Genomic DNA, 24,400 nt, shown 5'->3' on the forward strand with positions numbered 1-24,400 from the left:
TGTTGAGTATCCACTCAACAAGCTGGAGGTACTCGATGCGTCCGATGCGTGGTCAAGTCGTCCTCATCACGGGCGCGTCCCGCGGGATCGGTGCCGCGGTGGCCCGGAATCTCGCCGCCGAAGGCGCCACCCTCGCCCTGGTCGGCCTGGAGCCGGACGAGCTGAAGCAGGTCGCCGAGGACTGCGGCCCGGACGCCGGCTGGTGGGAGGCCGACGTCAGCGATACCGAGTCGCTGCGTACCGCGGTCGAGGGAGCGGCTGCGCGGTACGGCCGGATCGACGTGGTGATGGCGAACGCCGGCATCGCGGCACCCGGCTTCGCCCGGAGCATGGACCCGGCGAGCTGGGAGCGGGTGCTCGAGGTCGACCTGCTGGGCGTCTGGCGTACGACGCACCTGACGCTGCCGTACCTGCTGGAGAGCAAGGGCTACCTGCTGCTCGTGTCGTCGCTGGCGGCGATCGTGCACGTCCCCGGACTCTCGGCGTACAACGCGGCGAAGGCCGGCGTCGAGGCGATGGGCGACACCTTGCGGCCGGAGCTGAAGCACCTCGGCGTGCGGGTCGGCGTGGCGCACATGACGTTCGTCGACACCGACATGGTCCGCGGCGCGGACGAGCACCCGGTGTTCGGGAAGGTCCGGACGGGGACGCCACTGACGAGCAAGACGTATCCGCTGGACTTCGCGGTGGACAAGTTCGCCGACGGGATCAGGAAGCGGTCGCGGACCGTGCACGTGCCGGAGTGGATCGGCGTGCTCAAGATCTTCCGCTGGGTCATCCCGCACTTCATCGAGCTCGGCTCGCGGTTCAGCGTGCCGAAGGCGGACGCGGCGGCGCTGGCCGACGTACAGGCGCGGGGTGCGGCTGCATCGTCGCAGGCGACCGGTGCGGGCGGCCGGGCCGACGCTGCGAAGGTCGCGGGCCGGTGAGCCGCGAGTACGACGTGGTCCTGCTCGGCGCGAGTGGGTTCACCGGGGCGCTGACCGCGGAGTACCTGCAGAAGAACGCGCCGGCCGGGCTGAAGTGGGCCGTTGCCGGACGCAACAAGCAGAAGCTCGAGGTGTTCAGGAAGGACGTGCTGCAGGCGGATGTGACCGACGCGGCGTCGATGCGCGTGCTGGCGGAGGCGACGAAGGTCGTCGCCACGACGGTCGGTCCGTACATCCAGTACGGCGAGCCGCTCGTCGCCGCGTGCGCCGAGGCCGGGACGGGGTACCTCGATCTCACCGGCGAGCCCGAGTTCGTCGACCGGATGTACGTCCGGTACCACGAACGCGCGACGCAGACCGGTGCGCGGCTGGTGCACGCGTGTGGCTTCGACTCGATCCCGTACGACCTCGGCGTGCAGTACACCGTCGAGCAGTTGCCGGAGAACGTGCCGATCCAGGTCGACGGGCTGCTGCGGGCCGGCGGGCGTTTCTCGGGCGGTACGTTCCACACCGCGATCACGGCGTTCTCCCGGCCGAAGCAGAACCTGGACGCGCATCGCGCCCGGCGTCAGGCCGAGCACCCGCCGATCGGCCGCAAGGCCCGGGCGGTGCCGGGCCGGATCCACCGCCAGCAAGGGTTCTGGGCGGTTCCACTGCCGACGGTCGATCCGCAGATCGTCGCGTACTCCGGCCGCCTGCTCGACCGCTACGGGCCCGACTTCCGCTACTCGCACTATGCGGCCTTCAACCGGCTGCCGATGATGGCGGGTGGAATCGGCGCGGTCGCGTTGCTGGCCACCGCCGCGCAGATCCCGCCGGCCCGGAAGGCGTTGCTCAACCGGCTGCAGCCGGGGGATGGGCCGAGCGCCGAGCAGCGGGCGCGGTCGTGGTTCAACGCGCGGTTCGTCGGGCGCGGCGGTGGGAAGCAGGTGGTCACCGAGGTCGCCGGCGGCGATCCCGGGTACGACGAGACCGCGAAGATGCTGGGGGAGAGCGCTCTGTGCCTGGCGCTCGACGATCTCCCCGAAACGGCGGGCCAGACCACGACCGCCGCGGCGCTCGGTCCCGCACTCCGGGAGCGACTGATGAGAGCGGGGATGACCTTTGCCACCCTCGAAGTCGACAGTTACTAGCCTCGACGGCACCCGCCTCGCTGTCTACACGTATCCAGGCGCCGGCCCGATCCTGCTGTGCATCCACGGCTACCCAGACAACGCGGCTCTGTGGGCTCCTGTCGCAGAACTGCTCGCTGACGACTTCCAGGTAGTCGCCTACGACGTCCGCGGTGCCGGCGAATCAGACCACCCCAGCACCACGTCCGCGTACACCCTGAACCGCTTACAAGAAGACTTCCAAGCAGTCCTCAACCACGTCGCCCCAGAACCGCTTCCCGGGATACCTGAGCCACCCTCCCGTGCATCTGAGCCAGCCGGTGCATCTGAGCCGGCCGCCGGTGCATCTGAGCCGGCCGCCGGTGCACCCGAGCCGGCCGCCGGTGCACCTGAGCCAGCCGGTGCACCCGAGCCAGCCGCCGGTGCACCCGAGCCGCCCGCCGGTGCACCCGAGCCGCCCGCCGGTGCACCTGGGCCGCCCGCCGGTGCATCGGCGCCGTCTCCCCGCGCGGCTGGGGTCGCGGCGCGGCCGGTGCATGTGCTGGCCCATGACTGGGGCTCGATCCAGGCCTGGCACCCCATCACCAACCCCGCCCTGCAGGCCCGCATCGCTTCCTTCATCTCCATTTCAGGGCCATCACTCGATCACGCCGGGTACTCCATTCGCCGCCCCACCAAGAACACCCTCCGTCAGCTCATCCACTCCTGGTACATCTTCTACTTCCACCTCCCCTGGCTACCGGAGCTGGGATGGCGCAGCGGCTGGGCCCACCGAGCCTTCAACCGCCTGGAACCCCAAACCGCAGCAGACCGCAACCTCACCGACTACACCAACGGCATCAAGCTCTACCGCGCCAACGTCCTCAAACACCTGATCCGGCCGGAGGAACGCCGTACCGCCGTGCCAGTGCTGGCGGTAGCACCGGAGCGCGATCCCTTCGTCACCACCGCGCTCCAGACCGACATCGCCAGGTGGGCCCCGAACAGCACCGTCGAGGTGGTCAGGGGCGGCCACTGGATGCCCCGGAACAACCCCGGAGAAGTTGCCCGGCTGGTGCGGGAGCACACCCGCAGGGTGGCAGGCTTGGAGGCATGAAGACGCTTCTCAACCTGATCTGGCTGGTGCTGGCCGGGTTCTGGCTGGCCGTCGGGTACGCCGTCGCCGGCATCATCTGCTGCGTGCTGATCGTGACCATCCCGTTCGGCATCGCCTCGTTCCGGATCGCCGGGTACACGCTCTGGCCGTTCGGGCGGACCGTGGTGGACAAGCCGACGGCCGGCGCGGGTGCGCTGCTCGGGAACCTGATCTGGATCGTCTTCGCCGGCTGGTGGCTCGCGCTCGGCCACCTGGTCACCGGGATCGCGTTGTGCGTCACCGTGATCGGCATCCCGCTGGGCGTCGCGAACTTCAAGCTGATCCCGGTCTCGCTGCTGCCGCTGGGCAAGCAGATCGTTCCGACCGACCAGCCGTTCGCGGTCCGGTGAGGTCGCTCACCGTTCTCGGTTCGTGCGGCGCCTGGCCGGAGGCCGGGCGGGCGTGTGCCGGATTCCTGGTCGAGTACGACGGCTTCCGGGTGGTCCTCGATCTCGGCTACGCCACGCTGCCGCGACTGCTCTCGTACTGCCCGAAGGGTGAAGTGGACGCGGTTGTGGTGACGCACCAACACCCGGATCACTGTGTAGATGTCAGCGCGCTGGCCCGGGTGCGGTACTACGAGGCGCCGGACGCGCCACCCGTTCCGCTGCACTGCACGCCCGGGACCCTGGAGGTACTGCGAGCACTCGAGCCCTCGCCTGATCCGGGAGAGGTGTTCGCCGTGCACGAGCTCGCGAGCACGACCCGGATCGGGCCGTTCGCGGTGGAGACTGTGGAGCTGCCGCACTACAAGACGAATCTCGGGGTGCGCTTGACGGCGCCGGGCGTGTCGCTTGCGTACACCGGTGACAGTGGACCGTCACCGCTTCTTCACCGGTTGTCCGAGGGGACTGACCTGGTGGTGTCGGATGCGACGCTGCAGGGGGAGGCCCCACAGACCGAACCCCGTTATGTGATGACGGCGACCGAAGCAGCCCGGGGAGCAAGGGGCGCGCGGCGGTTGTTGCTGACGCACTTCTGGCCCGGGTCGGATCGTTCCATCTCGGTCGCTGAGGCGGGCCGGGAGTTCGACGGCGAAGTGATCGCGGCCGAGGAAGGTCTCGTCGTACCGCTCTGAGCTCAGGGCGCCGGGGTGAGGCGGGCGTGGCGGAAGTCGGAGCGGGTCAGCAGGACGGCTTGGACGACCATCCCGGCGACGCCGACCCACAGCGCCGTGCGGGTGCTGAAGTGGTCGGCGAGGAGGCCGCCGACCGGAGCGCCGACGACGATCGCGGCGCGGTTGAGGGACCGCATGGTGGCGTTCATCCGGCCGAGCAGAGAGCTCGGCGTGATCGACTGGCGGTAGCTCAGCTCGATCGGGCTGTCGACGCCGAGCGAGATCCCGAACACGAACTGGCCGGCGCACAGTAGAACGATGCCGAAAGTGGTGTCGCCGGCCAGCGGCGCGGTGAGATAGGCGACCGGCGCAACCCACCGGCAGGCAATGATCGCCGGCCCGACGCCGAACCGGCGTCCCGCCCAGCCGGACGCGGTCGCGCCGATCACCGACCCGACCCCGCCGAAGGCGTAGATTACGCCGAGCCAGAAGGCGCCCAACGCGAGCGTGTTGAGGACGAAGAGCACGTACACGGTCGTCAGCAGACCCTGGAAGACGAACCACACATGCGAGGTCACCGCGAGCGGCCCGAGCGTGCTGCTCCGGTACACCCACCGCAGTCCCTCGCGGATCTCCCGGCCCAGGTGCCGCGGCTGATCGGTGCCCCTGGCAACTTCCTCGGTCCGCGGCCGGACCGTCGCCAGCAGCAACCCCGACACCAGGTACGACGCCGCGTCGACCAGGATCGCGCCCGGTGCGGTGAGCAGCTTGATCAGCGCCCCGGCGAGCACCGGGCCACCGGTCTGTACCACTGCGGCCGACTGCTCGAGCCGCGAGTTCGCCGGCATCAGGAGGTCAGCCGGCACCAACGACGGCGGGAACGACTGGTGCGCAGCGTCGTACGCCAACGACAGCGTCCCGAACACCAGCACCACAGCGATCAGCAGCGGCAGCGTCAGTACGTCGAACGCCGCCGCCACCGGGATGACAGCCAGCACGACCGCCCGCGCGAAGTCCGCCCCGACGAGCAACGGCTTCCGCCGGTACCGGTCGACGATCACACCGGCAACCAGCCCGAACAACAAGTACGGCACCCACCGCGCCGCGTTGAGAATCCCGACCTCGGTCCCCGACGCCTTCAGCGTGACCACCGCCACCACCTGCAACGCCAGCCCGGTCACCGCCGACCCCACCATCGACACGGCATCGGCCACCCAGAACTTGACGAAGCCGCGGTGCTGCAGGAGGCCGGTCACACTTTGGCGCGAGCCGCGGCGTACTTCGCGAACCTGCCCAGGGCGTGGGGCCATACCTCGGTGAAGCTGTTGCGGTAGTCGGCGCCGGCGTCACCGTGGCGTTCCCAGCCGCGGTGGGTGACGTGCACCAGGCCAGCGGTGAAGGTGACCTCGACCTCGGTGGCGTCCTCGGTGCGGGGGATCGGCACGCGGTCCGGGCCGATCTGCCAGCTGAAGCGGAACCGCCGGCCGGGCTCGGAGGCGAGCACGCGGCCCCAGTCCCACTGCAGACCGTTCGGACCGACCTCGTACAGCACGCCGGCCATCAGGCCGATGTCCTCCAGCAGGTCGGCGCCGGACCAGGAGAACTCCCGCGGCCACCAGTCACCGAACTCGTCCGTGAACAGCCGGAAGGCCACGTCCGGCCCGACTCCCACCTCGACCTGCGCCGTGAGCTCGTCCATCCACGAAGCTTAGTTGTTCACAATCTTGCGGACGTTGGCGATGTCGCCGCACCCAGACTCGATCAACCGGGCCCGCTCCTCGGCGAACGCGTCGCCGAGCGTCCGGCGTACCTCTTCCGTGACGTCGGTCCGCGCCGGGTTGAGGACGTCGCGCTCCTCTTCGTCGAGGTGATGGGTCAGCGCCTCCGACAGCTCGTGCAGCTTGGAGCTGAACTCCTCGCTGCTCGTGTCCTCGACCTCCATCAGCTCGAGCAACGCCTCGTTGCCCTCGTCGTGTTCGTGCTCGGAGTGCTCGACCTCGTCGGCGTCGATCGCGTCCTTGCGGCGCAGCGCGGGGTAGACCTTGGACTCCTCGGCCTCCGCGTGCGCGATCAGGACCGTGGCCAGGTCGGCGAGCACGGCGGCGCGGTCGCTGCGCACGTCGCGCAGTTCACGCAGCGCCTCCTCGAACCACCTGTGGTCGGCCAGAATGATCTCGACCACGTCACCACCGGTCGCCGGCAGGATCTTCGGCATTCATCGACTCCTCTCTCGGATGCGTCCTGGTACCCCGGCTACCCTGCGGCCATGCCCACCGCGCTCATCCGCCGTCCAGGCGCCCGCCTCGCCGAGGGGCTCGTCACCCATATCGAGCGGCAGCCCGTCGACGTAGAGCTCGCGATCCGGCAGTGGCAGCTGTACGTCGATGCGCTGCACAGCACCGGCTGGACCACGGTCGAGGTGCCGCCGATCGAGGAGTGCCCCGACAGCGTGTTCATCGAGGACACGATGGTCGTGTACGGCGACCTCGCGGTGATCGCCCGCGCCGGCGCCGACGAGCGCCGACCGGAAGCTGCCGCGGCAGCGGAGACCGTGCAGGCGCAGGGCTACCGGATCACGCGCATCGCCGATCCCGGCACGCTCGACGGTGGCGACGTACTCAAGATCGGCTCGACCATCTACATCGGCGAAGGCGGCCGGACAAACGCGGAGGGCATCCGCCAGCTGCGCGAGGCGTTCGCGCCGCTGGGCGCCGACGTGCGTTCGGTGCCGGTTCGCAAGGTCCTGCACCTCAAGTCCGCGGTCACGGCGTTGCCGGACGGGACCGTGATCGGGTACGAGCCGCTCGTCGACGCGCCCGAGGCGTTCGAGCGGTTCCGCGCCGTACCCGAGGAGTCCGGCGCGCACGTCGTACTGCTGGGGGAGGACCGGCTGCTGATGGCCGCGTCGGCACCGAAGTCGGCCGCGTTGTTCGCGGAGCTCGGCTATGCGCCGGTGGTGGTCGACATCAGCGAGTTCGAGAAGCTCGAGGGCTGCGTCACTTGTCTGTCGGTGCGTCTGCGCGGCTGAGCACCTCGCGCGCGGCCTCGATGGCAACGACTTCGCGCTTACGGCCGCGCGCCTCGGCGATCTCGCACGCCTCGACCACCGCCGACCGGTAGACCGCCGTATCGGGATGACCGGGCACCGAGTCACGGACCGTCCGGGTCAGAACCTCAAGCGCAGCAAGGATCTCGCCGCTCGCCAGCAAGGCCTTACCCAACGCGGCCCGGTCGCGTCGAAGCTGCGCTTCGTCCGGCGTGTGTTGGTCCGCGGCAACGATGTCGGTCAGCAGTTGCGCCTCGGCCCTCGGGCCGCCGACCATCAGCCGGGCGCCGGTGACCGCCTCGGCCGCCGACCGCGTCAGCTCGTGGTTCGGACCGAACACCTCGGCCAGCTGCGGCGTCAGCAACTCGAACCACGCGATCGCGCGGCCGTAGTTCGCGGTCGCCAGCATCCCCTGGGCGACCCGCAGCCGCACCCGCAGCGTGGCCGGGTCGTCGGCCGCCAGCACCTTCTCCCGCTCGACCAGCACGGACTGGTAGAACGGCAACGCCTGACCCGGCTCGCTGTCCGCCCAGAACGCCTCGGCCTGCTGGTACGCCGGATCGCCGTCGAGCTCCGGGTGGTTCACGATCGCCGACACCGGTTCCCGCCGTACGCCGGCTGTGACCTGCTCGTCGATGACCCGCCGGCCGACGTACGTGCGACCGCCGGTCGGGATGATCCGGTACCGCCCGCGTTTCGCCACCGGGATCCACAACACGGTTTGGTACAGCGTGCGCACCGGCGAGCCGCAGTCCGCGCAGGCATCCCGGTGCCCGACGAACCGGCTCCCCATCGGCCCTACGCCCGCGGCCACCCGCCAGGCCTCCGACCCCGCGGTGCAACGCGCACAGAACGGGTAGACCCCCCGCCGTTCCTCATTCACCCGGCCCATTGTGGTCATTTTCGGCGTCGGCGTCTTCATCCACCCCGGAGTGGACCACTTTCGACAGTGCCGGGTCGTCGACGGCGAACGTCCGGACCGGCCCCGGCGTGGTGTCCGCGGTCTCGAAGCGGACCGTCACCCGGCCGAGGCCGGAACCCCAGACCCAGCCGCGGCCGTGGTCGGGGTGGACGACGTCCTGGCCCGGGTGGAACCCGATCAGGTCGCGCGGCCGGGACGGCAGCTCGACGACCTCGACGGGCGCGTCGCCGGACTCGCTGTCGGTGAACAGGTCGTCCTGGATCCAGTCGGCGAGGGACGACACGCCGACGCCGAGCAACCGGATCCCGCCACCGATCTCGCTGTCCTCGAGCAGCCGGCGGGCAACCCGCGCGATCACCCGCGCGTCGTCGGTCGGACCGGCCAGCGTCGACGAGCGGGTGTGGGTGGTGAAGTCGTGCATCCGGGTCTTCACCGTGACCGTCCGGCCGGAGAGCTGCGCCTTCTGCAGGCGCTCCGAGACCCGGTGGGCCATCCGGTCGCTGATCGCGGCGAGCAGCGAGCGGTCGATGAGGTCCGTCTCGAAGGTGTCCTCGACGCTGACCGACTTGGTCTCGCGGTCGCTCACCACCGGACGGTCGTCGGCCGCGATCGCCAGCCGATGCAGGCTGGTGCCGTGCGCCGATCCGATCTGGCGGACCAGCTCGTCCTCGTCGAGCTGCTGCAGGTCGGCCACCGTGCGCACGCCGGCCATGCTGAGTCGCTGTGCGGTCGCCGGCCCGACACCTGGGATCACGGTCACCTGCATCGGCGCGAGGAATTCCGCCTCGGTCCCCGCCGGTACGACGACCACGCCGTCGGGCTTGTCCAGGTCGCTAGCGATCTTGGCGATCAGCTTCGACGTACCGGCACCGACCGAGGCGGTCAGGCCGCCGGACACCTTCCGGATCGCGTCCTTCAGGTCCTCGGCGATCGCCTGCACGTCATCGACGGTCAGCCCGGTCAGGCCGCTCGCGGCCAGATCGATGAACGCCTCGTCCAGGGACAGCGGCTCGACCAGCGGGGACAGCGCCCGCATCTCGGCCATCACCGCCTGGCTGCTCTTCCGGTACACCTCGAAGCGGGGACTCAGGTACGCCGCATGCGGGCACCGCGAGCGCGCCTCCGCGGTCGACATCGCCGAGCGCACGCCGTACTTGCGCGCCTCGTACGACGCGGTCGAGACGACTCCGCGCAGGCCGATCCCGCCGACGACCACGGGCTTGCCCCGCAGCGACGGCTTGTCCCGCTGCTCGACGGCCGCGAAGAACGCGTCCAGATCGACATGCAGCACCGAAGGATCCGTACGCACAGCCCTAGTGTCCCAAGCGCCGCCGACAGTTCCTGAGCCGTCGCGGAAAGATCCGTTGCCGACCACCACGCGATTGCGGACCACACGGACGGGCACCTTCGGGCACACTGAGCGAAGGAGCCACGCAGGGAGGCGCGAATGGGTGAGGAAGTCGACCGGGTCGAGTTCACCCGGGCGGACCGGACAGCGTTCCGCGAGCAGGTGCATCGCAACCTCGACGCCTTCGCGCGGATGCTGCGCGAGGCGAGGTTCGCACCGGACCGCCCGATGACCGGAATCGAGATCGAGCTGAACCTGGTCGACGAGCGGTACGACCCGGCGTTCAAGAACTCCGAGGTGCTGAGCGCGATCGAGGACGACGCGTTCCAGACCGAGCTCGGCCAGTTCAACATCGAGATCAACGTGCCGCCCGGGCAGATCGACGGCATCGGGCTGGACACGATGGAGTCCAACATCCGCGACAGCCTGAACGCGGCCGAGGAGAAGGCGGCCCGGACCGGCTCGTCGATGGTGGTGGTCGGCATCCTGCCGACGCTGCTGACCGAGCACATCCGCCGCGAAGCGCTCAGCACCAATCCGCGGTACGCGTTGCTCAACGACCAGATCTTCGCCGCCCGCGGTGAGGACGTGCAGATCTCGATCGACGGCGTCGAGCGGCTGCAGGTGACCGCGGACAGCATCGTCCCGGAGGCGGCGTGCACGTCGACGCAGTTCCACCTCCAGGTCACGCCCGAGGCGTTCCCGCGGTACTGGAACGCCGCGCAGGCGATCTCCGGCGTACAGCTCGCGGTCGGGGCGAACTCGCCGTTCCTGTTCGGCAAGGAACTGCTGCGGGAGACCCGGATCGCGTTGTTCGAGCAGGCCGCCGACACGCGGACGCACGAGCTGAAGACGCAGGGCGTGCGGCCGCGGGTGTGGTTCGGTGAACGGTGGATCACCTCGATCTTCGACCTGTTCGAGGAGAACTCGCGGTACTACCCGGCGTTGCTGCCGGTGACGTCGGCCGAGGATCCGATCGCGGTGCTGGACCGCGGCGACACGCCGGCTCTTTCGGAATTGCGGCTGCACAACGGGACGATCTATCGCTGGAACCGGCCCGTGTACGACGTTGTCCGGGAGAAGCCGCACCTCCGCGTGGAGAACCGGGTGCTGCCGGCCGGTCCGACGGTCGTCGACACGATCGCCAACGGCGCGTTCTACTTCGGTCTGGTCCGCGCGCTCGCCGACGACGAGCGGCCGATCTGGTCGCAGATGTCGTTCAGCGCCGCCGAGGAGAACTTCCACAACGCCGCCCGCAACGGCATCGACGCCGAGGTGTTCTGGCCCGGTGTGGGGACTGCACGGGCGACCGAGCTGGTGCTCAGACGCCTGCTGCCGTTGGCGGTTCGCGGTCTGGACGCATGGGGCGTGGACGCCGCCGTGCGGGACCGTCTGCTGGGCATCATCGAGCAGCGTTGCCTCACCAACCGCAACGGTGCGTCCTGGCAGGCCGACGAGTTTCATCGACTGTATACAAAGGGATCGCACGGCCGGCGGGACGCGTTGCGCGGAATGCTCCGGCGGTACTCCGACCATATGCACGACAACACGCCCGTGCATCAGTGGCCGGTGGACTGATCCGGCAACCACCGGCGACTCCAACAACGACGAACAACGACCGACAACGTTGGACAGTGCGGAGTGGAACCGGGGTCCCCTCGACGGAACCAAGCGAACTTGCCTTGGGCAACGGGGAGGACGAGTTCGATAACGACCCGGTCTACAAGGGTGGCGCGTCGGGTGACAGCCCTGCAAAGGTGTGGCCACCGAAAGGTTAGACCGGACGACTGGGGGTAGTAGTCGGTCACACCTGACAGTGACCGCCGCGACACAACAGGTGCAAAGGCAGCGGATGCCGACCACGGTCGGGGGCAGTATCGTTCGAGACGGGTCGACACGACACCCGGAGGTGAGGCAGGGCGATGACGACCATCGTCGTGGGTTACGTGCCGAAGGCGGAAGGCCGGGCGGCCCTTCGGCGGGCAGCGGAGGAAGCAAAGCTCCGCGACGCGAAGCTGGTGGTGGTGAACTCGCACCGGGGTGGACGCAGCTTCGACAGTGACGAGGCTGAGGCGAGTGACGCCGCGTTGACAGAGGTTCGGGAGCAGCTGGACTCGACCGGTGTGCCGTACGAGGTGCGGCAGCTGGTGCGTGGGCTCGACCCGGCGGAGGACCTGGTGGCCGTCGCCGAGCAGGTGCACGCGGAGTTCATCGTGATCGGTCTACGGCGCCGCTCCCCGGTCGGCAAGCTGATTCTCGGCAGCAACGCGCAGCGGGTGCTGCTCGACGCGCCGTGTCCGGTGCTGGCCGTGAAGGCCGACGAAGGGGAGGACTGAGGTGACTTCGACTCGCAGCAGGAAGCTGTGCCTGGCGCAGCAGCCCGACGCCGACGAGATGCTGAGCAGAGATCCGTTCGCCCTGCTGGTCGGGATGTTGCTGGACCAGCAGATTCCGATGGAGCGCGCGTTCGCGGGCCCGGTGGCGATCTCGAAGCGGATGGCCGGCCCGTTCGACCCGCCCACGGTCGCGCACTACGACCCGGACGCGTTCGTCGAGATCGTGGCCGGCCCGCCGGCCGTGCACCGGTTCCCGACCGCGATGGCGGCCCGGATCCAGACCCTGGCCAAGCACCTGGACGAGCAGTACGCCGGTAACGCTTCGGCCCTCTGGTCCGATGTGAAGTCCGGGGACGACCTGCTGGCCAGGCTGTCGGCCCTGCCGGGCTTCGGCGCGCAGAAGGCGAAGATCTTCGTCGCGCTGCTCGGCAAGCAGTTGAAGGTCCGGCCGCGTGGGTGGCGCGAGGCGTCCGAGCCGTACGGCGAGGACGGCGCGTTCAAGTCCGTCGCGGACGTGATCGACGTGGCATCGCTGGTCAAGGTGCGGCAGTTCAAGCAGGAGCAGCAGCTGGTCCGTCAGCGCGTGGTGGCGGCCCGGCCGTTGCGGCAGACACGGAACGGGTGAGGCGGTACTTCGACGGCACCGAGGAACCCTCCGAACGCTGCGCGAGCAGGCCTCCGCCGGACCGGGAACAGCCGGTCGGTGGGGGTCTGGACGCGTTCTTCCGGGGGGTCGCGCGACGGCTCGCCTTGGTTCGCGGATTACAATGGACTGTTGCCGCCGCCTGACCAGCGAGCAGCTCCGAAAAGCAGTACCCCCAGACTCAGCAACAAACCGCCGTACCGTCGTACAAACCCTGCGTCAGACGAGAGGTAATTCGTGTCGTCCAGCTCGTCCGAGAACCTTCCCGCCGAGCCGGCCCGGGCCGTGGCCGCCACCGCCCGTAGCACGGCTCCGAGGACCAGCGCCCGTGTGACCGATCCGGCCGCCAAGAAGGTGGCCGCGAAGAAGGCGGCGGTGAAGGCCGCCGGCACCAAGGAGGACGGTATCCCCGCGAAGAAGGCCGCTGCCAAGAAGGCTCCGGCGAAGAAGGCAGTGTCCGAGGCGGGTCTCTCGATCGACCCGGCCACCGGGAAGCCGCGGTCGCTCGACGACGCGGACGAGTCGGACTTCAAGCCGGAAGCGGTTCAGGGCCTGGAGAAGGAGCTCACCGAGGACCAGGGCTTCATCGTCTCCGAGGCCGACGAGACCGACGAGCCCGAGCAGCAGGTGATGGTCGCCGGTGCCACTGCGGACCCGGTCAAGGACTACCTGAAGCAGATCGGCAAGGTCCCGCTGCTGAACGCCGAGCAGGAGGTCGAGCTCGCGAAGCGGATCGAGGCCGGCCTGTTCGCCGAGGAACAGATCAGCGACGAGGCCGCCAAGCTCAAGGAGAAGGTCCGCGACGAGTACGACTGGATCTCCGAGGACGGCCGGCGCGCCAAGAACCACCTGCTCGAGGCCAACCTGCGCCTGGTGGTGTCGTTGGCCAAGCGTTACACCGGCCGCGGCATGCTGTTCCTGGACCTGATCCAGGAGGGCAACCTCGGTCTGATCCGTGCGGTCGAGAAGTTCGACTACACCAAGGGCTACAAGTTCTCGACGTACGCCACCTGGTGGATCCGGCAGGCGATCACCCGGGCGATGGCCGACCAGGCCCGCACCATCCGGATCCCGGTACACATGGTCGAGGTCATCAACAAGCTGGCCCGGGTCCAGCGGCAGATGCTGCAGGACCTCGGCCGGGAGCCCACTCCGGAGGAGCTCGCCAAGGAGCTCGACATGACCCCGGAGAAGGTCATCGAGGTGCAGAAGTACGGCCGCGAGCCGATCTCCCTGCACACCCCGCTCGGTGAGGACGGCGACTCCGAGTTCGGCGACCTGATCGAGGACTCCGAGGCGATCGTGCCCGCCGAGGCGGTCTCGTTCACGCTGCTGCAGGAGCAGCTGCACGCGGTCCTCGACACGCTGTCCGAGCGCGAGGCCGGCGTCGTCTCGATGCGCTTCGGCCTGACCGACGGCCAGCCGAAGACCCTCGACGAGATCGGCAAGGTGTACGGCGTGACCCGCGAGCGGATCCGCCAGATCGAGTCGAAGACGATGTCGAAGCTGCGCCACCCGTCGCGCTCGCAGGTCCTCCGGGACTACCTGGACTGATGTCATGACGCAGTGGATCGGCGGCGTGCTCGCGCTGCTGATCCCTGTCCAGGACACGGCTTTACTGGCCGCCGCCGTGCTCACGGCGGCGGCCTTGCTGTTCACTCTGCTTCTCGTCGCGCGCGCCTCCGCGCCGACCGCGACGCCGCTGGTGGCCCGCACCACCTCGGTCCGGCACCGCGCCGCGCGTAGCGTCTTCCTCCGCCTCCGCGATCCGGACGCGGCCGGCCGCCCCCGCCCACGAGCACCGGGACAGTAGCGCTCCTCCTCAGCTACTCGTTCCTTCTCACTCGTGGAGTTCTGTCATGCCTTCGTTCCTGGAGGCACCGGTTGCCGGTGCCTATCACTTGCTCACGTCTCTGGTCACCTCGATCCACCCGTTCGCGGGGTCGTACGCCGCGGCCGTCGCGATCATCCTCTGCACGCTGCTCGTCCGGCTGTGCCTGGTCCCGCTGAGTGTGCGCGCCCAGCGTGGTCTGCAGGCGCGTGCCCTGCTCGTGCCCGAACTGAAGAAGCTGACCGACAAGCACCGGGGCAACCCGGAGCGCCTGCAACGCGAGATCACCAAACTGCAGGCCGACTCCGGTACGACGCTCTTCGCCGGCTTCCTGCCGCTGCTCGCGCAGATGCCGTTCTTCTGGCTGATGTACACGTTGTTCTCACGCACGGTCGTGGCGGGGGAGTCGAACCAGCTGATCAGCGGAACGCTCCTCGGCGCGCCGCTGGGCGTCCACTGGCCGATCTTCGCCGGGACACCCGCATTCCTGGTCCTGGCGGTCTTGCTGTCCGTAGTCGCCTACTTCTCCGCTCGCCGAGCCCTGGGCCAGCTCGATGACTCAGCCACCCGCCTCACCCGCGGCCTCGCCCGGCTCCTCCCGTTCGGCACGCTCCTGACAGCAGCCTTCGTCCCCCTGGCCGCAGGCCTCTACCTCCTGACCACGACCACGTGGACTGTCGTAGAACGCAGCATCCTCCAGCGTTAGTTGCCCAAGGCCCCCACCCGGTCCGGTACCGGGTGGGGCCATCACCGCTCCGGGTTGCGAGGGCCGTGCTGACCTGCTTGTGGTGGCTGCATTCTGGATTGTGCCCGGCCCGCTGGCCTGCCTGCGACCGACGGCAGCTCGGGTGACGCCGGGCGGCCGCCGGTTCCTGCAGGCGGCATGCCTGGGGGGGTCGCGGTCTGCATCGCCTCGTGGGCCTGCGTGAGGCGAGCGTTTGTCTCCTCCGCGGTCTGCATCCACGCAGCCATCCGAGCGGCAGCCCGCGCCGGATTCACATACCCACCGAACGTCGGATCGTGGCGAGCCGGCTGCTGGACAGCGGGCCCTGCCTCCTGTGTCTCGCCAGCTCGCGTCGGCTCCTGGTACTGCGGGGCGGAGGAGGAGCCTGCGCTGACGCCAGGTCCTGCCGCAACCTGCTGCGTGAGAGTAGGATCCAGGCCCGCCAGCCTCGCCCGCTGGGCATCAGCCACCGCGCCGTCGGGATCCGCAACCTGCACCTCAACAGACCGCCGCTCAGCCCGCACCCCGGCCGGCAGGTCTGTCGGACCCCCGGCCTGGGCTTCGGCCTGCACGTCGAGCTGGGTCGCGAGCCTGGGCTCGGTGCGCTCGGGCCGGGGGACCGGCGGCTCCTCCTGCGCCTCGGCGTGCGGCTGGACTTCGGTGGGGTAGCGCTGCACCTCTGGGGACCAGGTGCGGTACTGCGGCGCTTGGGACTGGTACCACTCGACTGAGCGTCGCTCGGGGGCCGGCAGAGGTTCTTCGTCCTCGAGTTCCGAGTCGTCCATCATTGGGCCGTCGTAGCGGGGCGGGATGTCGCGGGTGGGGACCTCGTTGGGGCGGTCGTCGCCGCGGGGCCGGTCGATCGCCATCCGTTGGACCTTTCAGTCGATCGTTTGCGAACCACTGTAGACCGCCCGTGGTCCAGACCGGTTCGGCCGTTGTGGATGGCGTGTGAGTCCTGCTACGGTCTTTAATAAAGCCGGTTGCAAAACAGCTGCGAGGTTCGATGGATGGCGTGCGGGCGGGTGCTCAGACCGAGCGGTCGGCCAATCAGGTCGCCTGTCTGCAGTTCCTCGCCGAGGACGACGAGGCACAGACGGTCGGTGTGATCAGCGCCGGGACCGGCCTGTCGCGGCCGACCGTGCATGCGGTGCTGGACGATCTGGTGGACGCCGGCGTGGTCGAGGCGACCGAACCCTCGACGGCCGGCCCAGGTCGGCCCGCGAGAGCATTCCGATTCGTCCGGGAAGGCGGGCTGGTCGCCGGCGTCGACCTCGGCCCTCGCGGCGTACGTGCGGTCATCTGCGACCTCTCCGGCCGACGCCTCGCCTACACCGAGCTCCAGAAGGACCCCGACGTATCGCTGATCCTGCACGCCGTCCGCACCGCCGCCGACGAGAACGACCTCGATCTCACCCGCCTCCGCGCGCTCGGTCTCGCGCTCGCCGGTGTGGTCGAGACCGACGGCCGGCTGCGCGCCAGCCTCGCGCTACCGCACCTCGTCAGCCTCCCGATCGCCGAGACGATCGCGGACGAGCTCGGCTGCCCCGTTGCCGTCGACAACGACATCAAGCTCGCCGCCCTGGCCGAGCAACGCGGCGGCGCCGGCCGTGGGTACGACGACGTCGTCTACCTCCAGATCGGCCACCGCCTCTCCGTCTCGATCGTGCTGAACGGCGTGATCCGTCAGGGCCGCCACCGCCTCGCCGGCGAGCTCGGAGCCCAGCGCGGCATGCGCTGGACCCGCAACGCCCAACGCGGCCAACTGGTCTGGACCTCCCGCCCCACCGGCGAGGAGGTACTGCGGGCCGCGGCCGCCGGAGACAGCGCCGCGCAGGTCGAGCTCGAGGACTTCTGCGCGCAGATCGCCGCCCGCATCGCGACCGTACTGCTCGTCGTCGACCCAGAGGTCGTGGTCGTGCGCGGCGGCCGGGCCCTGGAGCTCGACGCGTTGCTGCAGCCGCTCGAGGCCGCGGTCGAGAAGGAATTGGTTTTCCCCGAGCACCCACCGTTCGTCGCGTCGGCACTCGGACGCGAGGCGGTGGTGCTCGGGGCGGTCGGCACAGCGTTCGACCGGTTCGGATCTGACATCTACGGCATCCAGGGATACCCCAGTCCCTGGAGCCGCATCACTCATGTGGAGAGGACCACCAAGTGAAGCTAGGAGTCAGCACTTACTGCTTCCGCTCGCTGATGATGAGCGGCCAGCTGGACCTGAACGGGGTTCTGGACTGGGTCGCGGCCTCGCCGGCCGGGCACATCGAGGTCGCCGGCATGGACGGCGGTGAGTACCTCGACCACCCGGACGTCGTCGCCGCCGCGGCCAAGCACTCCGCCGACGTCGGCGTATCGATCGTGAACTACCTGGTCAGCGGCGACCTGCGGACCGCGGACAAGAAGGAGATCGACCGGCTCCGGCAACAGCTCGACATCGCGAAGGCGTTCGGTGCCACGATCTTCCGGCACGACGTCGCGCCCTGGTCCTGGCGCGAGAACGACCCGGGTGAGTTCGAGTCGGTGTTCGAGAAGGTGGTGGAGGGCTGCCAGGCGGTCGCCGACCACGCGGCTGAGCTCGGCATCACCTCGACGGTCGAGAACCACGGCTTCTTCATGAACGGTGCCGAGCGGGTCGCCCGGCTCGTGCACTTCGTGGACCGGCCGAACTTCAAGGTCACCCTCGACCTCGGTAACGGCCTGTGCGTCGGCGAGGTGCCGGGCAAGACCGCCGCGGGCCTGATCGACGTCGCCGCGTCGATCGGCGTCAAGGACTTCCACATCCGCCGGTCCGCCGGCGACGGCTGGCTGAAGACGCTGGCCGGTGACTACCTGCTCGGCACGATCTCGGGTCACGGCGACCTGGACCTGGCCGGGCTGCTGGCGCTGGCCGCCACGAAGCCCGACGTACCGGTGAGCCTCGAGTTCGAGGGGCTCGAGTCGACCCCGGACGCGATCGAGCGCTCGCTCAACAACATCCTCCGACTGGCTGGAGCTGCCTGACATGACGACCCGAATCGCGGTCATCGGGGTGGGTGCGATCGCCACCCAGCACCTGATCTCGTACCAGAACAACCCGCAGGCCGAGCTCGTCGCGGTCGCCGACATCGACGGCGCGCGGGCCAAGGCCCGGGCGGCGGAGTTCGGCGTACCGCGAGCGACCGATGTCGTGGACGACGTCCTCAACGACCCGGGGGTCGACGCGGTCAGCATCTGCGTGCCGAACCTGCTGCACGCCAAGATCGCGGAGGCGGCGCTGCGGGCCGGTAAGGACGTGCTCGTCGAGAAGCCGATGTCCGTGACCGTGGCCGAGGCCGAGGCCCTGGTCCGGGCAGTGAAGGAGACCGGGCAGGCGCTGCAGATTGGGTACGTCCGACGGTTCGCGCCGAATGCGCTGGTGACGAAGCGGTTCCTGGACGAGGGCGAGTTCGGCGACATCTACGCCGCGCGCGCCACGATCATCCGGGCCGCCGGCAACCCGGGCGGCTGGTTCAGCGACGTCGACGTCTCCGGCGGTGGCCCGCTGATCGACCTGGGCGTGCACATCATCGACCTGTGCTGGTACCTGATGGGTATGCCGGAAGCGGTCTCGGTGTCCGGGGCCACGTTCTCGCCGCTCGGTGCCCGGGACAACATCCAGCACCTGACCCGGTACCGCGCGGTCTCGGCGACCCGGGTGAACAACGTCGAGGACTACGCGACGGCGCAGATCCGGTTCGCGAACGGGGCGGTTCTCGACGTGGACACGTCGTACTCGCTGCACGCGCGGAACTCGACCAGCGTGAAGATCCACGGTGACAAGGGCGGCGCGGAGATCGAGCCCGAGCTGCTGATGATCACCGAGCGGCACGACACGCTGCTGCACGTCCAGCCGCAGATCGACTCGCTGGGCTTCGACTTCACGGTCGGGTTCGCGAACCAGATCGACCACTTCCTGCGGATCTGCCGCCGGGAGATCTCGGCGGATGCGACCGCCGAGCACGGTCTGGAGATGGCGCGAATGCTGTCCGCGATCTACGAGTCCGCGAGGACCGGCTCCGAGGTGAAGATTACCCGCTGAGCCGGCGCCGTGGCTGAACCTGCTCTGGGCGGACCAGGTTCAGCCGCGGTTCACTCGACCAGAGCCTTGGTGAGCGCGTCGGCGTTCGTCTCGAGCCACCGCTGCCTCGACGTGATCTGGTCGCCGACGCCCTCGGCCCACATCCGCTGCCAGCCGCCGCCGAGCGTGTCGGCGCGGTACTTCATGTTGTGCCAGGCGCGCTCGTTGAGGGCGATCGAGAGCGGCAGCAACCGCCGCCGGTCGGCTTGGGAGAGGCCGTAGGCGTCCGCGAGCATCCGGCAGCGGCGCAGCCGGTCGAGTCCGTGGTACCTGGGGTCGAGATCCTCGTCGGCGCCGTACGGGCACCACCACAGCATCAGGTTGACCGCTTCCCGGGCCCGGCTCACCGGACGGACCAGGTCGAAGTCGATCAACGCATAGGCGGCGCCGTCCCGGAAGACGACGTTCTCGGGGGTGATGTCCTGGTGGCCGACGAGCTCCGGCGGGTCGTCGAGCGCGGGCAGACCCGGCGCCTCGATCAGCGTGGGGACGTTCTCCGGTACGCCGAAGCTCGCGATGGCGTCGTGGTACGCCCGGAGCAGCCGCGCCACCGACAGCATCCGCGACTCGTCACCGATCCACGACGGGCGCGGCCGCCCGGCGACCTCGCCGTCGATGTACGACAACACCTGGCGGCCCTTGGCATCGACGCCGAGGAACCGTGGCGCGCCCTCGAACCCCACCTTCTCCAGGTGCAGCAGCACCTCGCGGACGAGCTCGTCGCGCTCACACGGCGGCCGCCGTACCGTGTCGCCGACCCGCACCAGCCCCTCCGTCACGTCCCCACCGACCAGCGGATTCTCTTCACCGTCCTCGATCACCCGAAGATCCTAGGCGGCCGAGTGGGCTGTTCACCTGGCCGTTACCAAGACAGCTGAGGCTGTGGCTATGAATGCGCCCGATCTGGTCCAAGAGCTTGGCTTCCGTGTCCTCGACGAGGAGGACGACGACCCGGTGCTGCTGCGCGCCGACGGTACGCCGGTGGACACCTGGCGGGAGGGTTTCCCGTACGCCGAACGCCTGCCGCGGGAGGTCTACGACCGGGACAAGCGGCTGCTGCAGATCGAGCTGCTGAAGCTGCAGTACTGGGTGAAGCGGTCGAAGCAGAAGCTGGTGATCGTGTTCGAGGGCCGGGACGCGGCCGGCAAGGGCGGCACGATCAAGCGGTTCATGGAGCACCTCAACCCGCGTGGTGCGAGCATCGTCGCGCTGGAGAAGCCGACCGACCGCGAGCAGACGCAGTGGTACTTCCAGCGGTACATCAGCCATCTGCCGGCAGCGGGGGAGATGACGCTGTTCGACCGGTCCTGGTACAACCGGGCCTGCGTCGAGCACGTGATGGGCTATTGCGACCAGGAACAGTACGAGGAGTTCATGCGGCAGGCGCCCGAGTTCGAGCGGATGCTGGTCCGCTCCGGCATCCTGCTGGTGAAGCTGTGGTTCTCCGTCTCCCAGGCCGAGCAGCAGACCCGCTTCACCATCCGCCAGATCGACCCGGTCCGGCAGTGGAAGCTCTCGCCTACCGACCTGGCGTCGCTGGACAAGTGGGATGCGTACACCGAGGCCAAGGAGGCGATGTTCCACTACACGGACACGCCCCACGCGCCCTGGACCGTAGTCAAGAGCAACGACAAGAAGCGCGCCCGCCTGGAAGCGATGCGCCACGTCCTCAGCCTCTACGACTACACCGACAAGGACATCGAGCTCGTCGGCAACCCCGACCCCAAGATCCTCGGCCCTGCCGCCCAGGTCCTCGAACACGGCGAGACCGCCAACCGCGTCTTCCCGGCGCTATGACTCCAGCGGTAGCCAGACCGTGAAGGTCACGCCGGTCGGAGTTGAGTCGGCGACGGTGACCCGGCCTCGGTGGGCCGCGATGAGGGCGGCGACGATGGAGAGGCCGAGGCCGGAGCCGCCGGTGGAGCGGGTTCGCGCGGTGTCCACTCGGTAGAAGCGTTCGAAGACCCGGGCCTTCTGTTCGTCGGAGAGGCCTGGGCCGGTGTCGCTGACTTCCAGGATGGCCTCGGTGCCGCGGGTGCCGACGGCCACGGTGATGGGCGCGTCGACCGGCGTGTGGTGGAGGGCGTTGCTGACGAGGTTGCCCAGGACCTGACGGAGGCGTGCCTCGTCGCCTTGTACGACGGGAGCCTCGGAGTCGGGCAGGATCGTGAGGGAGATGTCGCGATCGGGCTGAACAGCCCGCGCGTTGTGCAGGGCGTCGGCGGCGATCGGGAGCAGGTCGACGGACTCCATCCGGAGCGGCCGTTGCTGGTCGAGGCGGGCAAGCAGGAGCAGGTCATCGACCAGGAGACCCATCCGCTTCGCCTCGTCCTCGATCCGCCGCATCGTGTCCGGGTCGGTGTCCCCGCGCTGACGAGACAGCTCGGCGAAGCCGCGGATCGACGTCAACGGCGTACGCAGCTCGTGCGACGCATCGGCAACGAACCGGCGCATCCGCTCCTCCGACTGGCGGGCCGCCTCCTCCGACCGCCGCGCCGCGTCCTCGGAGCGACGGGCAGCGAACTCGGAGGCGGTCCGCTGCGCGAAGGCAGTCTCGATCTGTCCGAGCATCTGGTTCAGCGCCAGCGACAACCGGCCCACCTCGGTCCGTGGGTCCCGCTGCGGCACCCGCCGGCTCAGGTCACCACCCGCGATCGCCACGGCGGTGTGCTCGACGTCCTCGAGACCACGCAGGCTTCGCCGTACGACGTAGGTGCCGACGCCGGCCAGCAGCACCAGCAGGATCACTCCGGCCGCCACCTGGATCCCGACGAGCCGCTGGATGGTGTGGTCCATGTCCTTCAGGCTCTGGGCGACCATGATCGACCCGTCGCCCTTTTCGGTCTCGATGGCTAACACCCGCCACCGAGCGCCGCCGGTCACCGCGTCCACGTCGAACGAGCGCCCGTTGAGCGCACGGACCTGGTTGAGGTTGAGCACGGGCAGCTTCGGGAGCGGTTCAGTGTCGGCCAGCCGCTCGCCGTAAGCGCCGTCGTCGCTGGTCCCGTCCGCCTGGTTGAACTGCACGACGAACTGGCTCGGCAGACCCCGCCGGAAACCAGGAGCACCGGGCGGCGGCGGGCGGCGGTCCGTGGGCAGGTGGCGGAGCTGGGTCCCGGCCTGCTGGAGCTGCTCGTCGACCCGGTCGGTCAGGTAGCCGCGCATGATCGTGGTCGCCAGCACGCCGGACGCGACCAGCGCAAGCGCTACCAGCGTCAGCAGGACGACGACGATGGTGATGCGCAGCGGGTACCGGTCGGCGAGCCGCCGGTGGGTCAGTTGCATCAGTTGGGGCCTCGCGGGGTGCGCAGGACGTAGCCGACCCCGCGGACGGTGTGGAGCAGCTTCTGGTCGCCGGTGTCGACCTTACGACGCAGGTAGGACATGTACGACTCGACCACACCGGCGTCACCGGCGAAGTCGTAGTTCCACACGGCCGACAGGATCTGTCCCTTCGACATGACCCGCTCGGAGTTCTCCAGCAGGCACCGCAGCAGCTTGAACTCGGTCAGCGACAGCTGCACGGCCTCACCCGCCTTGAACACCTCATAGCTGTCCTCGTTCAGCTCCAGGTCGGCATAGCGCAGTACGGCGGCCTCCGTCGGCGTCTGCTCGCGGTGACCCGACCTGCGCAGCAGCGCACGCACCCGGGCAACCAGCTCGTCCAGGCTGAACGGCTTGGTCACGTAGTCGTCGCCGCCGGTCTGCAGCCCGAGCACCTTGTCCTCGACGGCATCGCGGGCGGTGAGGAACAGCACCGGCACATGCCGGTCCTCACCGCGCAGCCGGCGGACCACCTCGAACCCGTCCAGGCCGGGCATCATCACGTCGAGCACGACCAGGTCGGGCTCCACGTCGCGGGCCTTCCGGAGCGCCTCGGCGCCGTGGGTCGCCGTGGTCACGTCGTACCCGGCGAACCGCAGGCTCGCGGACAGCAGCTCGACGATGTTCGGCTCGTCGTCGACCACCAGCAGATGCGGACTCATACTCTCAGTCTGGCGCCGGAACCCATGCGAAGCCTGGAAGATTCCTGGCAATCAGCTGTGAGTCCTCTGCTGGACCGCTCGATCCTGGCTCAGCGCGGGCCGTGCTTGAACCCCCACTTCTGGCCGGCCGCGTCGCGCGCCGAACCGTCGTTGACGGAGGTCGCGGTCGCCTCGTTGTTCGCCACCACGGCGTTGACGGTCACCGTGCTCCCGGTCTTGACCGACGAGATCCCGTCCCGCGCGGAGTTCACCAGGGTCTCCGCGGCGATCTTGTAAGTCCGGCTGTAGCCGTCCTCGCTCTTCACCGTGATCGAGTCCCTGCTGACCGCGGTGACCTCACCACGCTGCGTCGCGATGGTCTGGTACCCACCGCCGTCCTTGGGTACGACGAACTCGCCGTGCAGCGCGCCGCCGAAGCCGAACTCGCCACGCGGGCCGCCGCGGCCGGGCCAACCGGGCTGCTGCTGATTTGGGTTCGAGGGGCTGGTGGACGGGGAGACCGACGGCGTCGGGTCAGCGTTGGTCGCCGCCCAGGCGACACCGCCGGCAGTGGTGGTCACGGCGACCGCGGCCACCGTTCCGAGGACCCGCCACCGCTTCTCTGAAAGCTTCATCCTGCTGCGCCTTCCGAACTGCGTGCCAGGGCGTACACCTGACACTGGTTCTTCTCACGCTGCCGGACAGATCTGAGACCAGCCTGCGCCGGACCTGGCAAAACCCTGGCAAACCGAGACTTCAGACGATGAAGAGCACCGCGATCAGCCAGACCGCGGCGGCGAGCGCCGTACCGGCCAGCTCGATCAGCATCGACACACCGGTCTCCCGGAGCGCGTGCTTGGTCGACGTCCACGCGGCCGCGTTGTTCCGCTGCCGCTGCAGCTCGGACAGGTACACGCCGACCGGGAACCCGACGAACATCCCGATCACGGGGATCACGAAGAACCCGACGATGCCCAGCAGTACGCCGAAGAACATCGACCGCCGGGGCACCCCGGCCTCGCGGAGCCGGCGCTCCGGTACGACGTACTTCACCACCTGGCTGACACCGATGAGGCCCGCGGCGATCGCGAACACGACCCAGCCGGTCGCGCTGCGTTCCACGATCGCCCAGACCAGGATCGCGGCCAGGCTCAGGATCGCACCGGGCAGGACCGGCACCACGATGCCGATGATGCCGACGAAGATCGCCACTCCGACCAGGATCGTCACTGCGCTGTCCACACCCCCACTGTGCCGCA

At 69.3% G+C, this 24,400-nt stretch carries 27 protein-coding genes; 16 read left to right on the forward strand and 11 right to left on the reverse strand.

Translation table 11 applies throughout. From position 1 onward, the window contains the following. Positions 1-35: 35 nt before the first annotated feature. The 5 genes from AB0E69_RS20385 to AB0E69_RS20405 are packed head-to-tail and all read left to right on the forward strand — an operon-like array spanning position 36 to position 4,254. Positions 36-929 carry an SDR family oxidoreductase gene (locus AB0E69_RS20385; protein WP_360147828.1) on the forward strand — a complete coding sequence of 298 codons (894 nt, stop codon included), beginning with the start codon at positions 36-38 and terminating at the stop codon, positions 927-929. Further along, positions 926-2,062, forward strand: a complete 1,137-nt coding sequence (locus AB0E69_RS20390) for a saccharopine dehydrogenase NADP-binding domain-containing protein (protein ID WP_360147831.1) — start codon at positions 926-928, stop codon at positions 2,060-2,062. Before AB0E69_RS20385 ends, AB0E69_RS20390 begins: the two co-directional genes overlap by 4 nt. Beyond that, positions 2,034-3,137 carry an alpha/beta fold hydrolase gene (locus AB0E69_RS20395; protein WP_360147834.1) on the forward strand — a complete coding sequence of 368 codons (1,104 nt, stop codon included), beginning with the start codon at positions 2,034-2,036 and terminating at the stop codon, positions 3,135-3,137. The genes AB0E69_RS20390 and AB0E69_RS20395 overlap by 29 nt, the downstream gene beginning before the upstream one ends. After that, positions 3,134-3,526 (forward strand): YccF domain-containing protein, encoded by a 393-nt coding sequence (locus AB0E69_RS20400; protein WP_360147837.1) that lies wholly within the window; start codon positions 3,134-3,136, stop codon positions 3,524-3,526. Before AB0E69_RS20395 ends, AB0E69_RS20400 begins: the two co-directional genes overlap by 4 nt. After that, positions 3,523-4,254: an MBL fold metallo-hydrolase gene (locus AB0E69_RS20405; protein ID WP_360147840.1), complete on the forward strand. Its 732-nt coding sequence runs from the start codon at positions 3,523-3,525 to the stop codon at positions 4,252-4,254. The genes AB0E69_RS20400 and AB0E69_RS20405 overlap by 4 nt, the downstream gene beginning before the upstream one ends. 2 nt (positions 4,255-4,256) lie before the next feature. Here the strand turns inward: AB0E69_RS20405 and AB0E69_RS20410 are convergent, their stop codons facing one another. The 3 genes from AB0E69_RS20410 to AB0E69_RS20420 are packed head-to-tail and all read right to left on the reverse strand — an operon-like array spanning position 4,257 to position 6,448. Next, positions 4,257-5,489 (reverse strand): MFS transporter, encoded by a 1,233-nt coding sequence (locus tag AB0E69_RS20410; RefSeq protein ID WP_360147843.1) that lies wholly within the window; start codon positions 5,487-5,489, stop codon positions 4,257-4,259. Next, positions 5,486-5,932: a hypothetical protein gene (locus AB0E69_RS20415; protein ID WP_360147846.1), complete on the reverse strand. Its 447-nt coding sequence runs from the start codon at positions 5,930-5,932 to the stop codon at positions 5,486-5,488. The genes AB0E69_RS20410 and AB0E69_RS20415 overlap by 4 nt, the downstream gene beginning before the upstream one ends. 9 nt (positions 5,933-5,941) lie before the next feature. Beyond that, the gene (locus tag AB0E69_RS20420; RefSeq protein ID WP_360147849.1) at positions 5,942-6,448 is read right to left on the reverse strand and encodes a hemerythrin domain-containing protein; all 507 of its coding nucleotides are present in this window, start codon (positions 6,446-6,448) and stop codon (positions 5,942-5,944) included. Positions 6,449-6,499: 51 nt separating this feature from the next. Here AB0E69_RS20420 and ddaH point away from each other — a divergent pair, with 51 nt between their 5' ends. Further along, positions 6,500-7,261, forward strand: coding sequence for a dimethylargininase (gene ddaH, locus AB0E69_RS20425; RefSeq protein ID WP_360147852.1), 762 nt, complete (start codon positions 6,500-6,502; stop codon positions 7,259-7,261). On the opposite strand, the gene AB0E69_RS20430 is transcribed toward ddaH, so the two are convergent. Both AB0E69_RS20430 and AB0E69_RS20435 read right to left on the reverse strand, forming a co-directional pair. After that, positions 7,230-8,162 carry a hypothetical protein gene (locus AB0E69_RS20430; RefSeq protein WP_360147855.1) on the reverse strand — a complete coding sequence of 311 codons (933 nt, stop codon included), beginning with the start codon at positions 8,160-8,162 and terminating at the stop codon, positions 7,230-7,232. The two genes, ddaH and AB0E69_RS20430, sit on opposite strands and share 32 nt — an antisense overlap. Beyond that, entirely contained in the window at positions 8,155-9,510 is a 1,356-nt protein-coding gene (locus tag AB0E69_RS20435; protein ID WP_360147858.1) for a DNA polymerase IV, read from the reverse strand. The genes AB0E69_RS20430 and AB0E69_RS20435 overlap by 8 nt, the downstream gene beginning before the upstream one ends. 138 nt (positions 9,511-9,648) lie before the next feature. On the opposite strand from AB0E69_RS20435, the gene AB0E69_RS20440 reads away from it, so the two are divergent. From AB0E69_RS20440 to yidC, 6 genes are all read left to right on the forward strand, one after another. Further along, complete coding sequence (locus AB0E69_RS20440; RefSeq protein WP_360147861.1) at positions 9,649-11,127, forward strand: glutamate--cysteine ligase; 1,479 nt, start codon at positions 9,649-9,651, stop codon at positions 11,125-11,127. Between the two features lie 344 nt (positions 11,128-11,471). Then, on the forward strand, positions 11,472-11,885 hold the full coding sequence (locus tag AB0E69_RS20445; RefSeq protein WP_360147864.1) for a universal stress protein: 414 nt from the start codon (positions 11,472-11,474) through the stop codon (positions 11,883-11,885). A gap of 1 nt (position 11,886) precedes the next feature. Continuing rightward, positions 11,887-12,510, forward strand: coding sequence for an HhH-GPD-type base excision DNA repair protein (locus AB0E69_RS20450; RefSeq protein WP_360147867.1), 624 nt, complete (start codon positions 11,887-11,889; stop codon positions 12,508-12,510). A 303-nt stretch (positions 12,511-12,813) separates the two neighbouring features. After that, a complete protein-coding gene (locus AB0E69_RS20455; protein WP_360148528.1) occupies positions 12,814-14,082 on the forward strand; it encodes an RNA polymerase sigma factor in 1,269 nt (422 codons plus the stop codon). Between the two features lie 4 nt (positions 14,083-14,086). Beyond that, entirely contained in the window at positions 14,087-14,341 is a 255-nt protein-coding gene (locus AB0E69_RS20460; RefSeq protein ID WP_360147870.1) for a DUF6412 domain-containing protein, read from the forward strand. 46 nt (positions 14,342-14,387) lie between these two features. Beyond that, positions 14,388-15,065 carry a membrane protein insertase YidC gene (gene yidC, locus AB0E69_RS20465; protein ID WP_360147873.1) on the forward strand — a complete coding sequence of 226 codons (678 nt, stop codon included), beginning with the start codon at positions 14,388-14,390 and terminating at the stop codon, positions 15,063-15,065. Positions 15,066-15,106: 41 nt separating this feature from the next. Here the strand turns inward: yidC and AB0E69_RS20470 are convergent, their stop codons facing one another. After that, positions 15,107-15,952, reverse strand: coding sequence for a hypothetical protein (locus AB0E69_RS20470; RefSeq protein ID WP_360147876.1), 846 nt, complete (start codon positions 15,950-15,952; stop codon positions 15,107-15,109). A 137-nt stretch (positions 15,953-16,089) separates the two neighbouring features. Here AB0E69_RS20470 and AB0E69_RS20475 point away from each other — a divergent pair, with 137 nt between their 5' ends. Genes AB0E69_RS20475 through AB0E69_RS20485 form a run of 3 tightly spaced genes read left to right on the forward strand, consistent with a single transcriptional unit; the run spans position 16,090 to position 19,137 of the window. Continuing rightward, the gene (locus AB0E69_RS20475) at positions 16,090-17,241 is read left to right on the forward strand and encodes an ROK family transcriptional regulator (RefSeq protein ID WP_360147879.1); all 1,152 of its coding nucleotides are present in this window, start codon (positions 16,090-16,092) and stop codon (positions 17,239-17,241) included. Continuing rightward, the gene (locus AB0E69_RS20480) at positions 17,238-18,080 is read left to right on the forward strand and encodes a TIM barrel protein (RefSeq protein ID WP_360147882.1); all 843 of its coding nucleotides are present in this window, start codon (positions 17,238-17,240) and stop codon (positions 18,078-18,080) included. Before AB0E69_RS20475 ends, AB0E69_RS20480 begins: the two co-directional genes overlap by 4 nt. Position 18,081: 1 nt before the next feature. After that, positions 18,082-19,137: a Gfo/Idh/MocA family oxidoreductase gene (locus tag AB0E69_RS20485; RefSeq protein WP_360147885.1), complete on the forward strand. Its 1,056-nt coding sequence runs from the start codon at positions 18,082-18,084 to the stop codon at positions 19,135-19,137. A gap of 50 nt (positions 19,138-19,187) precedes the next feature. Here AB0E69_RS20485 and AB0E69_RS20490 read toward each other — a convergent pair whose 3' ends face one another. Then, a complete protein-coding gene (locus AB0E69_RS20490) occupies positions 19,188-19,997 on the reverse strand; it encodes an aminoglycoside phosphotransferase (protein ID WP_360147888.1) in 810 nt (269 codons plus the stop codon). Between the two features lie 67 nt (positions 19,998-20,064). On the opposite strand from AB0E69_RS20490, the gene ppk2 reads away from it, so the two are divergent. After that, positions 20,065-20,973: a polyphosphate kinase 2 gene (ppk2, locus tag AB0E69_RS20495; RefSeq protein ID WP_360147891.1), complete on the forward strand. Its 909-nt coding sequence runs from the start codon at positions 20,065-20,067 to the stop codon at positions 20,971-20,973. On the opposite strand, the gene AB0E69_RS20500 is transcribed toward ppk2, so the two are convergent. From AB0E69_RS20500 to AB0E69_RS20515, 4 genes are all read right to left on the reverse strand, one after another. After that, complete coding sequence (locus AB0E69_RS20500; protein ID WP_360147894.1) at positions 20,968-22,461, reverse strand: HAMP domain-containing sensor histidine kinase; 1,494 nt, start codon at positions 22,459-22,461, stop codon at positions 20,968-20,970. The genes ppk2 and AB0E69_RS20500 overlap by 6 nt on opposite strands. After that, complete coding sequence (locus AB0E69_RS20505; protein ID WP_360147897.1) at positions 22,461-23,162, reverse strand: response regulator transcription factor; 702 nt, start codon at positions 23,160-23,162, stop codon at positions 22,461-22,463. Before AB0E69_RS20505 ends, AB0E69_RS20500 begins: the two co-directional genes overlap by 1 nt. 89 nt (positions 23,163-23,251) lie before the next feature. After that, positions 23,252-23,776, reverse strand: coding sequence for a hypothetical protein (locus AB0E69_RS20510; RefSeq protein ID WP_360147900.1), 525 nt, complete (start codon positions 23,774-23,776; stop codon positions 23,252-23,254). Between the two features lie 121 nt (positions 23,777-23,897). Further along, positions 23,898-24,383: a DUF456 domain-containing protein gene (locus AB0E69_RS20515; RefSeq protein ID WP_360147903.1), complete on the reverse strand. Its 486-nt coding sequence runs from the start codon at positions 24,381-24,383 to the stop codon at positions 23,898-23,900. Positions 24,384-24,400: the final 17 nt, after the last annotated feature.

It is taken from the genome of Kribbella sp. NPDC026611 (assembly GCF_040638345.1).
GTDB lineage: Bacteria > Actinomycetota > Actinomycetes > Propionibacteriales > Kribbellaceae > Kribbella.